Source organism: Actinomadura rayongensis (genome assembly GCF_009831215.1).
Classification (GTDB): Bacteria; Actinomycetota; Actinomycetes; order Streptosporangiales; family Streptosporangiaceae; genus Spirillospora; species Spirillospora rayongensis.
Genome location: NZ_WUTW01000002.1, coordinates 1426462 through 1438990 on the forward strand (window position 1 = coordinate 1426462; position 12529 = coordinate 1438990).

A 12529-nucleotide genomic window follows, 5' to 3' on the forward strand; every position below is an offset into this window, starting at 1 on the left:
ATGTCCGGGAAGAGATCGCCCCAGTCCGCCGCCCAGCCGATCGCCCGGAGCCGAGCGTCCTCGTCGGACGTGCTGCGTCATACCGAGATCCTGGGCCCGGTCGATCCCGCCGCGTTCGAGACCGCGGTGCGCGAGACCGAGGCGCTGCGCGTGGACGGCCGTCCCGTGCCGGAGCTGGTCCACGTCGATCTCCGCGACGCCCCTGACCCGCGCGCGGCGGCCGAGGAGTGGACGTTCGCCCAGCCGGGCACCGGGGACGGCCGCGTCCAGGCGCACGCGCTTCTCGTCCTCGCGCCCGACCGGTTCGTCTGGTGCCAGCGGTACGCGCCGGCCGTCCTGGACGCCTCCGGCGCGCGGCTCGTCGCGGCGCGCGTCGCGGAGATCTACACCGCGCTCGTGCGCGGGGACGTGCCGGGTCCGCGCGTCGCGGCCCCGGCGGGCGGGGACGAGTCCGGCCGCGCGTACTGGCTGGAACGGTTCGCCGACCGGCCTGACCCGGTCGCCCTCACGGCGGCGCGGACGGGCGCGGCGGCGGACGTGCTGCGGGCGGCGGGCGAGCTGCCCGCGTCGGCCGTCGCGGCGTCGCGGGTTCTGTCCGGAGAGCTGGGCGTGGCCTGGGCGGATCTCGTCACGGGTGTGATGGCGGCGTATCTGGCGCGGGTGGGCCACGTCACGGACGCGGTGGTGAGCCTGCCGGTCGCGCCGGAGCACCGCGCCGGAGGCAGGGCGGACGTTGTACCGCTCCGGCTCGCGGTGGGGCCGGAGCTGGAGGTCCGCGCGTACGTGCGCGAGGCCGCGCGGCGGATCGGGGAGGCGCGCGAGCACGGGCCGTTCCCGGTGGTGGACCTCGGCTGGCCGGGCGAGGGGCGGTCGTTCGGTCCCGTCGTCGCCGTCGAGACGGCCGAGACGCCGGTCTTCGGGGAGTTCCCTTCGCAGCTGCGGGACCTTTCGGCGCGGCACGTCGAGGATTTCGTCCTCACCGTGCGGGACGAGCCGGAGGGCGTGCGCGTGGTCGTCGAGGGGAACGCGGCGCGCTACACCGGTGCCGAACTGTCGAGCCATCTCACGTCGGCTCTTTCCTTCTTCGCCGCGATGGTGACGGACCCGGCGCGGCGGCTCGCCCAGGTCGACGTGACGGACTTTGCGGAACTGACGGCCGGGGACGGGGCGGACGTCGCGGTTCCGGACGCGTCGTTAGTGGATTTATTTGAGGCGCAGGTGGTGCGTGACGAGAACGCGGTCGCGGTGGTGGACGGGGGTGCGGAGCGGTCGTACGGCGATCTGAACGTCCTGGTGAATCGGCTGGCGTGGTGTCTGGTGGAGCGGGGCGTCGGCGCGGAGGTGCGCGTCGGTGTGCTGGTGGAGCGGTCGGTGTGGTCGGTCGTGTCGATGCTGGCGGTGCTGAAGGCGGGCGGTGTTTACGTCCCGCTGGATCCTGAATGGCCGTCCGGGCGGGTGAACTATGTGCTGGAGAACTGCTCTCCGGCGGTGGTGTTGTGTTCGCTTGAGACTGCGGGGATGGTCGGCGACGCTGTCGCGACCCTGGTGGTGGACGGCCCTGAGTTGGCGCGGGATCTCGCGGAACGGCCTGTGGGAGATCCCGGGGTGCGGGTGTGGGCGGGCAGTGCCGCGTATGTGATCTACACGTCGGGTTCGACGGGGCGGCCGAAGGGCGTGGTGGTGCCGCAGGCGGGGATCGTGAACCGTCTGCTGTGGATGCAGGATCAGTTCGGCCTTACGGCTGAGGACCGGGTGCTGCACAAGACGTCGGTCGGGTTCGACGTGTCGATGTGGGAGCTGTTATGGCCGCTGGTGACCGGCGCGGGGCTCGTTCTGGCTCGTCCGGGCAGTCATCGTGACCCGGCGTACCTGGCGGGGCTGATCCGGGACGCGAAGGTCACGACGGCGCATTTCGTGCCGTCGATGCTGCGGGTTTTCGTGGACGAGCCGTCCGTGGCGGAATGCGCGGGGCTGCGGCGCGTGATCTGCAGCGGTGAGGCGCTGCCGCCTGACCTGGTGGAGCGGTTCTTCTCCCGGTTGGACGTTCCGCTGTTCAACTTGTACGGGCCGACGGAGGCGTCGGTCGACGTCACGTGGTGGGAGTGTCCTCGGACGAGCCTCGACGTGGTGCCGATCGGGCGTCCGGTGTGGAACACCCGGATTCTCGTCCTGGACGCTTTCCTGCGTCCGGTGCCGCCCGGCGTGGCGGGTGAGGTGTATCTCCAGGGCGTCCAGTTGGCGCGCGGATATCTGGGACGTCCGGGGCTTTCGGCGGAACGCTTCGTCGCGTCGCCCTTCGGCTCGGGCGAGCGGATGTACCGCACCGGCGACATCGGCCGGTGGACCCCCGACGGTCAGCTGGTGTATCTGGGTCGCGCCGACGACCAGGTGAAGATTCGCGGCTTCCGCATCGAGCCCGGCGAGATCGACGCCGCGCTGGCCGAATACGCGGGCGTCACCGAGGCCGTGACGCTGGTGCGCGAAGGCCGGGGCACGGACCAGATTCTCGTCGCCTACGTGCGGACGGATTCCCCGGTGGATCCGGCGGAACTCCGCGCCCACGCGGGGCGCGTCCTGCCGGAGTACATGGTCCCCGCAGCCGTCATTCGGGTTGAGGAATGGCCGCTGAGCGCGAGCGGCAAGCTCGACCGCGCGGCGTTACCGGCCCCCGAATTCGGCAGTTCGGCGGGCGGCCGGGAGCCCCGCACCGTCACCGAGGAAATCGTCTGCGGCCTCTTCGCCGACGTCCTCGCCATGGAACGGGTCGGCGCCGACGACGGCCTGTTCGACCTCGGCGGCGACTCGCTGCTCGCGATGCGGCTGATCGCGCGGATCCGCGCGGCGCTCGCCGTCGAGGTCCCGATCCGGACGCTGTTCGCCGACCCGACCCCGGCCGGGATCGCGGCGTTCGTGGAGACGAACCGCGTGACGAACGCGCGGGCCGGGCTGGCGGCGGTGGAGCGGCCCGAGACGGTCCCGCTCTCCTTCGGCCAGGCCCGGATGTGGTTCCTCAACCGGTTCGAGGACACCGGCGCCGTCTACAACATGCCGTGGACGGTCCGCCTGTCGGGCGACCTGGACCGGACGTCCCTGCAAGCGGCCCTCGCCGACGTGGCGGACCGGCACGAGACGCTGCGCACGGTCTTCCCCGACGTGGACGGCGAGCCGATCCCGTGGGTCCGCGCGGGACGGGACGCGCGCCCCGAGCTGGCCGTCACGCAGGTCAACCCGGACGACTTGGACGAGGCGCTGGGCGCGGCGGCGCGGCAGGGCTTCGACGTCGCGCGCGAACTCCCGTGGCGGGCCCACCTGTTCGTCCTCGGCGAGCATGAGCACATCCTGATGCTCGTCGTCCACCACATCGCGGGCGACGGCTGGTCCATGGGCGTCCTGGCCCGCGACCTGTCGACGGCCTACACCGCCCGCCGCGCCGGCGACGCCCCCGACTGGGCGCCGTTACCGGTGCAGTACCCCGACTTCGCCGTGTGGCAGCGCGAACTGCTCGGCGGCGAGGACGACCCGGACAGCGTGATCGCCGGTCAGCTCGCCTACTGGCGCGACGCCCTGGCGGAGTTGCCGCCCGAACTGACGCTCCCCACCGACCGCCCGCGCCCCCCGGTCGCGAGCCACCGGGGCGGGACGGTCCCGGTGCAAATCCCGGCGGAACTCCACGCCCGCCTCACCGAGGTGGCGCGGGAACGCCAGGCGACGGTGTTCATGGTCGTCCAAGCGGCACTCGCGGTGCTGCTGTCCAGGCTCGGCGCAGGCGAGGACGTCCCGATCGGCACCGCCACCGCCGGACGCTCCGACGCCGCCCTGGACGACCTGGTCGGCTTCTTCCTCAACACCCTCGTCCTGCGCACCGACGTCAGCGGCGACCCCACGTTCGAAGAGATCCTGAACCGCGTCCGCGACACCGACCTGGCCGCCTACGACCACCAGGACGTCCCCTTCGAACGCCTCGTGGACGACCTCAGCCCCGTCCGCTCCCTGGCCCGCCACCCCCTCTTCCAGACCATGCTGATCTTCCAGAACGCCCCGGCGGCCGTCTGGGACCTCGCCGGTCTCGACGCGAGCCCGCTGGACGCGGCCACCGGCGCCGCCCGGTTCGACCTGGCGTTCAGCCTGACGGAGCGCCGCGCCGACGGCGTCCCGGCGGGCATCGACGGCGACCTGGAGTACGCGGCGGACCTGTTCGACGCCGACACCGCCCACGCGCTCGCGGCCCGCCTGGTCCGCGTCCTCGACCAGGTCACGGAAGACCCGGACCGACGCCTCGGCGCGGTCGACGTCCTGGACGCCGACGAGCGCCGACAGGTGCTCGACGACTGGAACGCCACCGCCGAGCCGGTGCAGGGACGGACGTTCCCCGACCTGTTCGCCGAGCAGGCCGCCCGCACGCCGGACGAGATCGCGCTCCTGGACGACGACGTCCAATGGACCTACGCCGAGCTGAACGCCGCCGCCAACCGGCTCGCACGGCACCTCATCGAGCACGGCGCCGGCCCCGAGCGGACCGTCGCGCTCCTGCTCCCCCGCTCGATCACGACCGTGGTCGCGATGCTCGCGGTGGGGAAGGCCGGCGCGGCGTTCCTGCCGATCGACGCCGACTACCCGGTGGCGCGGATCGAGTTCATGCTCCGCGACGCCGACCCGGCCCTGCTGCTCTGCACCGCCGCGACCGCCGCGCAGGTGCCGGCGCACAAGCCGCCCCGGCTGGTGCTGGACGACCCGGCCGTCGTCGCGGAGCTGGCCGCCGGGACGGACGGCGACGTCGGGGACGCCGACCGTCCCGTCCCGCTGACGCTCCGGCACCCGGCGTACGTCATCTACACGTCCGGGTCGACGGGCACGCCGAAGGGCGTGGTCGTGTCGCACGCGGGCCTGGAGAGCCTGGCGATGAGCCAGCGCGCCCATTTCGGCGCGCGGCCGGGCTCGCGGGTGCTCCAGTTCGCGTCGCCGAGCTTCGACGTCTCGATCTGGGAGACGTGCATGGCGCTGCTGTCGGGCGCGGCGCTGGTGGTGGCGGGCGCCGACCGCCTGACGCTCCAGGGCTCGCTCACCGACATCGCCGCGCGGTTCGGCGTGACGCACATGACCCTGCCGCCCGCGGTGGTGGCCGCCCTGCCCGACGGCAGCCTGCGCGGCGTCGAGACGCTGCTGCTGGCGGGCGAGCGCTGCGCGCCGGAGATCGTCCGGCGCTGGGCCCCGGGCCGCTCCTTGATCAACGCCTACGGCCCCACGGAGGTGACGATCGCGACCGCGGTCACCGGGCCGCTGACCGGCGTCGATCCGGCCACGGGCGAGGTCCCGATCGGACGGCCGCTGATCAACACAAGGGCGCTGATCCTCGACCGGTTCCTGCGGCCGGTCGCGCCGGGCGTGGCCGGTGAGCTGTACTTCACCGGCCCCGGCCTGGCGCGCGGCTACCTGAAGCGGCCGGGCCTGACCGCCGAGCGGTTCACGGCCTGCCCGTTCGGCGCGCCCGGCGAGCGGATGTACCGGACCGGGGACGTCGCGCAGTGGAGCGCCGACGGCGAGGTGGTGTACCTCGGCCGGGCCGACACGCAGGTGAAGATCCGGGGCTTCCGCATCGAGCCGGGCGAGATCGAGGCGGTCCTGGCCGAGCACGACGCGGTGGCGCGGGCCGCCGTGATCGCCCACGAGGACGAGCGGGGGACCCGGCGGCTCGTCGCCTACGTCATCCCCGCCGCCGTCGTGGATCCGGCGCGGCTCCGGGCGCACGTGGCGGCGGTGCTGCCGGAGTACATGGTGCCGGCCGCCGTGGTGGCCGTCCCGGAGTTCCCGTTCACGCGGAGCGGGAAGCTGGACCGCGCGGCGCTGCCCGCCCCGGACTTCGCGGACCTGGCTGGGAGCCGGGCGCCGCGCACGGCCGTCGAGGAACTGCTGTGCGGCCTGTTCGCCGAGGTCCTCGGGCTGACGCGGGTCGGGGCCGAGGACGGCTTCTTCGACCTCGGCGGCGACTCCCTGTCGGCGACGCGGCTGCTGTCGCGGGTCGGCGCGCTGCTGGGGACCGAGGTGCCGATCCGGGAGCTGTTCGCGGCCCCGACCCCGGCCGGTGTGGCGGCGTTCGTCGCGGGCCACCGGACGCGGGGCGCGCGGGCGGCGCTGACGGCGGTGGAACGGCCCGACGTCGTTCCGCTGTCGTTCGGTCAGGCGCGGATGTGGTTCCTGAACCGGCTGGAGGACGCCGGCGCGGTCTACAACATGCCGTGGGCGGCGCGGCTGTCGGGCCCCCTGGACCGGGCCGCGCTCCAGGCCGCGCTGGGCGACGTCGCGGACCGGCACGAGAGCCTGCGGACGATCTTCCCCGATCGCGGCGGCGCGCCCGTCCAGCGGATCCTGGACGGGGACGAGAGCCGTCCGGTCCTCTCGGTCGCGCTGGTCGGCGTGGGCGAGGTGGACGAGGCGCTGGCCGCGGCGGCGCGACGCGGGTTCGACGTGGGGCGGGAGCTGCCGTGGCGGGCGCACCTGTTCGTCCTCGGCCCGGACGAGTACGTGCTGTTGCTGGTCGTGCACCACATCGCGGGCGACGGGTGGTCGATGGACGTCCTCGTCCGGGACCTCGCGACGGCGTACACCGCGCGCCGCGCGGGCCGCGCCCCCGGCTGGGCGCCGCTGCCGGTGCAGTACGCGGACTTCGCGGCGTGGCAGCGCGCCGCGCTCGGGAGCGAGGACGACCCGTCCAGCCTGATCGCCGCGCAGCTCGCCCACTGGCGGGACGCGCTGGCCGAGCTGCCGCCGGAACTGGCGCTGCCCACCGACCGGCCGCGTCCCGCCGTGGCCGGGCACCGGGGCGGGACGGTGCCGGTGCGGGTCCCGGCCGAGGTCCACGCCGCGCTGACCGACGTGGCGCGGACCGGCCAGGCGACGGTGTTCATGGTCGTCCAGGCGGCGCTGGCGGTGCTGCTGTCGCGGCTCGGCGCGGGCGAGGACGTCCCGATCGGCACGGCGACGGCCGGCCGCACGGACGCGGCCCTCGATGACCTGGTCGGCTTCTTCCTCAACACCCTGGTTCTGCGGACGGACGTCAGCGGCAATCCTCCGTTCGCCGACGTGCTGGGCCGCGTCCGGGAGACCGACCTCGCCGCGTACTCGCATCAGGACGTCCCGTTCGAGCGGCTGGTGGACGAGTTCAGCCCCGTCCGGTCCCTGGCGCGGCATCCGTTGTTCCAGGTCATGCTGGTGTTCCAGAACACGCCCGACACGGTGTGGGAGCTGCCCGGGCTGGACGCGCGCGTCACCGAGGTCGGCGGTGAGGTCGCCAAGTTCGACCTGGCGTTCAGCCTGGCCGAGCGCCGGGGCGCGGACGGCGCCCCGGCGGGCATCGACGGCGTCCTGGAGTACTCCGCCGACCTGTTCGACCCGTGGACCGCCCACCTGCTGGTCGGACGGCTCCTGCACGTGCTCGAACAGGTCGCGGCCGACCCGTGGCTGCCGCTGGGGCGGATCGGCGTGGTGGGTGACGGTGAGCGGGAACTCGTGGTGGCGTCGTGGAACACCACCGCCGCGCCCGCCGGGCCGGAGACGCTGGTGGCGGCGTTCGCGGCGCAGGTGGAGCGGTCGCCGGGTGCGGTGGCGGTGGCCGGTGACGTGTCGTGGACGTATGCCGAGTTGGACGCGGTGGCCGGGCGTATCGCGTCCGGCCTCGCCGGGGCGCGGCGGGTCGGTGTGCTGCTGGAGCGGTCGGCGTGGCTGGTGGCGGCGCTGGTCGGTTCCGTGAAGGCGGGCGCGGCGTACGTTCCGGTGGATCCGGGGTGGCCTGCGGCGCGGATCGAGCGGGTGCTCGCCGAGGCCGACGTGGACGTGGTGGTGACCGAGCCCGGCCTTCTGGACCGGGTTCCTGCGGGGTCGTCGGCGGTGCTGGTGGAGACGCTGGCCGGTGGTGCGGAGAGCGCCCTGCCGGTGGTGGGGCCGGACGATCTCGCCTACGTCATGTACACGTCAGGCTCGACCGGCGTGCCGAAGGGCGTGGCGGCGACGCATCGCGGTGTGTGCGGTCTGGCGCTCGACGGCGGGTGGGGCGTCGAGCTGGGGAGCCGAGTGTTGCTGCACGCGCCCGTCGCGTTCGATGCCTCGACGTATGAGATCTGGGTGCCGTTGCTGTCGGGCGGTCAGATCGTCGTAGCTCCGCCCGGCCCGGTGGACGCCGGGGTGCTGCGGCGGCTGATCGAGGAGTTCGAGCTGACGGCCGTCCATGTGACTGCGGGTTTGCTGGGCGCGCTCGCGCAGGAGGCGCCGGACTGCTTCGCGGGTCTGGACGAGGTGTTGACCGGCGGCGACGTGGTGAGCGCGAGCGCGGTGGCTGCGGTGATGGAGGCGTGTCCCGGCGTGGCCGTCCGGCATCTGTACGGGCCGACCGAGGTCACGCTGTGCGCCACCACGCACCTGCTCGCGACCGGCGCGGAGATCCCCTCGGTGCTGCCGATCGGCCGTCCGCGCGACAACACGCGCACACTCGTCCTGGACGCCTATCTCCAGCCCGCGCCGGTCGGCGTGGTCGGTGAGCTGTACGTCGCGGGGTCCGGGCTGGCGCGGGGATATCTGGATCGTCCCGGCTTGAGCGCGGAGCGGTTCGTCGCGTGTCCGTACGGCGAGGGCGAGCGGATGTACCGCACCGGCGACCTCGTCCGATGGGACGGTGAAGGGCAGCTCGTGTTCGTCGGCCGCGCGGACACGCAGGTGAAGGTCCGGGGCTTCCGGATCGAGCCCGCCGAGATCGAGACGGTGCTGTCGGGCCACGACCAGGTGGCGCGGGCGGCGGTGATCGCCCGCGAGGACCAGCCGGGGGACAAGCGCCTCGTCGCGTACGTCGTCCCGGCCAACGGCGCCGTGGACACCGCCGAACTGCGGGCCTACACCGGCACGGTCCTCCCGGACTACATGGTGCCCACCGCCGTCGTCCCGCTGGACGCGCTGCCCCTCACGCCCAGCGGGAAGCTGGACCGCGCGGTGCTCCCCGCGCCGGACTTCGCGGACGCGGTGGGGAGCCGGGAGCCGCGCACGGCGGTCGAAGAGGTGCTGTGCGGGCTGTTCGCCGAGATCCTCGGCCTGGAGCGGGTCGGCGCCGACGACGGGTTCTTCGCGCTCGGCGGCGACTCGCTGCTGGCGATGCGGCTGATCGCGCGCGTCCGGGCCGTGCTGGAGGTGGACGTCCCGATCCGCGCGCTGTTCGCCGCGCCGACCCCGGCGGGCGTGGCCGCGCTCGCCGCCCCGGACGGCGCACGCGCCGCCCGGGCCGCGCTGACGGCGGTGGAGCGGCCCGACCCGGTGCCGCTGTCGTTCGGTCAGGCGCGGATGTGGTTCCTCAACCGGTTCGAGGACACCGGCGCCGTCTACAACATGCCGTGGGCGGTGCGGCTGTCCGGTGCGCTGGACCGGACGGCTCTGCACGCGGCGCTCGCGGACGTGGCCGACCGGCACGAGAGCCTGCGCACGATCTTCCCGGACACCGACGGCGTGCCCGTTCAGCGGATCCTCGCGGATGCGGCCCCGGAGCCGGTTGTGACCCCGGTCGCCGAGGCGGATCTCGACGCGGCGCTGGCCGCGGCGGCGCGGCGCGGGTTCGACGTGGGGCGTGAGCTGCCGTGGCGGGCGCATTTGTTCGTGCTCGGTCCGGACGAGTACGTGCTGTTGCTGGTCGTGCATCACATCGCGGGCGACGGGTGGTCGATGGGCGTGCTGGTGCGCGACCTGTCGGTCGCGTACGCGGCCCGGTGCGCGGGTCTCGCGCCTGGCTGGGCGCCGCTGCCGGTGCAGTACGCGGACTTCGCGGTGTGGCAGCGGGCGCTGCTCGGCGGCGAGGACGACCCGTCCGGCGCGCTCGCGGGACAGTTGGCGTTCTGGCGCGCGGCCCTGGCCGGGCTGCCGCCGGAGCTCGCGCTGCCGGTCGACCGGCCGCGTCCCGCGACGGCGAGCCATCGCGGGGCGGCCGTCCCGCTGCGGATCCCCGCCGACGTCCACGCCCGCCTGATCGAGGTGGCGCGGGAGCACCAGGTCACGGTGTTCATGGTGGTGCAGGCCGCGCTCGCGGTGCTGCTGTCGCGGCTGGGCGCGGGGACGGACGTCCCGATCGGCACGGCCGTGGCGGGTCGTGGGGACGCCGCGCTGGACGACCTGGTCGGCTTCTTCCTCAACACCCTGGTGCTGCGCACGGACGTCAGCGGCGATCCGGCTTTCGCCGACATCCTGGGCCGCGTCCGCGACACCGACCTGGCCGCGTACTCGCACCAGGACATCCCGTTCGAGCGTCTGGTGGACGACCTCAGCCCTGACCGGTCGATGGCCCGGCACCCGCTGTTCCAAGTGATGCTCGTCCTCCAGAACGCGCCCGCCGCCGTGCTGGACATGCCCGGCCTGACGGCGGTCACGTTGGAACCGCGCACCGAATCCGCGAAGTTCGACCTGGTGTTCAGCCTCGAAGAACGGCGCGCCGAGGACGGAACGCCCGCGGGCGTCGTCGGCGAAGTCGAATACGCCGTGGATCTGTTCGACGAGGCGACCGCGCGGATGGTCGCGGCGGCTTTGGCGGAAGTGCTGGATCAGGTCACCGCCGATCCTTCGCTGCCGGTCGGCCGGGTGTCGGTCGTGGACCCGGCCGAACGGTCGCGGGTGGTAGAGGAATGGAACGACACTTCCGTTCCGGTTCCGTCGGCGTCATTGGCGGGCCTGTTCGAGGCGCGGGTGGCCGAAACCCCGGACGCGGCCGCCATCGTTTCGGGCGACGAGGAATGGTCGTATGCGTCGGTGAACGCGGCGGCGAATCGCCTGGCGTGGCATCTGGCGGATCGTGGCGTCGGCCCGGAAAAGCGCGTCGCGCTCCTGCTTCCCCGTTCGGTGGAAATGGTGATCGCGGTGTTGGCCGTCGTGAAGACGGGCGCCGCGTACGTTCCGGTGGACCCGGACTATCCAGAAGCCCGGATCGCTTACACCCTGGCCGACGCGAGCCCGGCGATCGTGGTGTGCACTGCGGAAACGCGAGGTCAGGTCGCAGGTCCGGTCGTGGTCCTAGAGGACGTGGCCGAGGGTCGTTCCGACAATCTGGGCGAGCGAGCGCGGCCCGATCACCCGGCGTATGTCATTTACACGTCGGGTTCCACTGGGAAGCCGAAGGGCGTCGTCGTTCCGCACCGCAATGTCGTCTCGCTCATCGCTGCGGCCGGAGAGCGGTTCGGCTTAGGTCGCGACGATGTGTGGAGCCTGTTCCACTCGTACGCGTTCGACTTCTCGGTGTGGGAAATGTGGGGCGCACTGCTGCTGGGCGGCCGTGTGGTCGTTGTCCCGTTCGAGGTGACGCGTTCCCCGCGCGACTTCTTGAACCTTGCGACGGAGACGGGTGTGACCGTCTTGAGCCAGACGCCGTCGGCGTTCTACCAGCTCATGCAGGCCGACCAGGAGAACCCCGGCAAGGAACCGCGGATCAGGTACGTGGTGTTCGGCGGTGAAGCGCTGGATCCTGCTCGGTTGGACGGCTGGTATTCCCGGCGTCCGTCAGGTGGGGTGTTGGTGAACATGTACGGGATCACCGAGACCACCGTCCACGTCACCCACCTCAGCCTGGATCGGGAAATGGCCGCTGCCGCAGGTTCGAGCAGTGTGATCGGCGCACCCTTGGACAACACCCGGGTCTTCGTCCTGGACCAGTTCTTACAGCCGGTCCCGGCGGGCGTGACCGGCGAGATGTACGTGGCGGGGACCGGCCTGGCGCGTGGGTACCTGAACCGTCCGGGGTTGACGGGCGAGCGGTTCGTGGCGTGCCCGTTCGGCGCGTCCGGCGAACGCATGTACCGGACCGGCGACCTGGGACGATGGACCCGCGACGGAAGCTTGGTCTATGCGGGCCGGGCGGATGCGCAGGTCAAGATCCGGGGCTTCCGGATCGAGCCCGCCGAGATCGAAGCCGCCCTGCTGGGACATGACGACGTCACCCAGGCCGCCGTGATCGTCCGCGAGGACCAGCCCGGTGACCGCCGTCTGATCGCCTACATCGTCGCGCCGAGCGCCGACCCGGCCGACGTCCGGACGTACGCGACGGGCGTCCTCCCGCAGCACATGGTCCCGACAGCGGTCGTCCCCATCGACGGCCTCCCGCTCACCCCGAGCGGAAAGCTGGACAAGGACGCGCTCCCCGCCCCCGACTACACCGCCGCCACGTCCGACCGGCAGCCCCGCACCCCGGTCGAGCAGATCCTGTGCGAGCTGTTCGCCGACATCCTCCGCCTGGACCGCGTCGGCGTGGACGACGGCTTCTTCGCGCTCGGCGGCGACTCGATCATGTCGATGCAGCTCGTCTCCCGCGCCCGCCGCGCGGGCCTGGTGATCAGCCCGCGCCAGGTGTTCGAGCACAAGAGCCCGGCGGCCCTCGCGACCGTCGTCGGCGAACAGCGCGCGGACGACCCGCGCCCGGCCGCCGACGACGCGCCGGGGCCGGTGCCCCTCACCCCCGTCATGCGGGTCACGGGACCGGCCGGCCTCACGGGCCGGTTCGCGCAGTGGACGGCGGTCCCGG

The 12529-nt window shown here is 73.2% G+C and carries 1 protein-coding gene (cut by a window edge); it reads left to right on the forward strand.

What is annotated here, in order from left to right:
* On the forward strand, positions 1–12529 hold the 5' portion of the coding sequence (locus GQ466_RS16035; protein ID WP_202420454.1) for a non-ribosomal peptide synthetase. Its footprint extends 1379 nt past the window's final position; 12529 of the gene's 13908 nt are visible here — the first part of the coding sequence; its start codon is at positions 1–3; its stop codon lies off the right edge, out of view.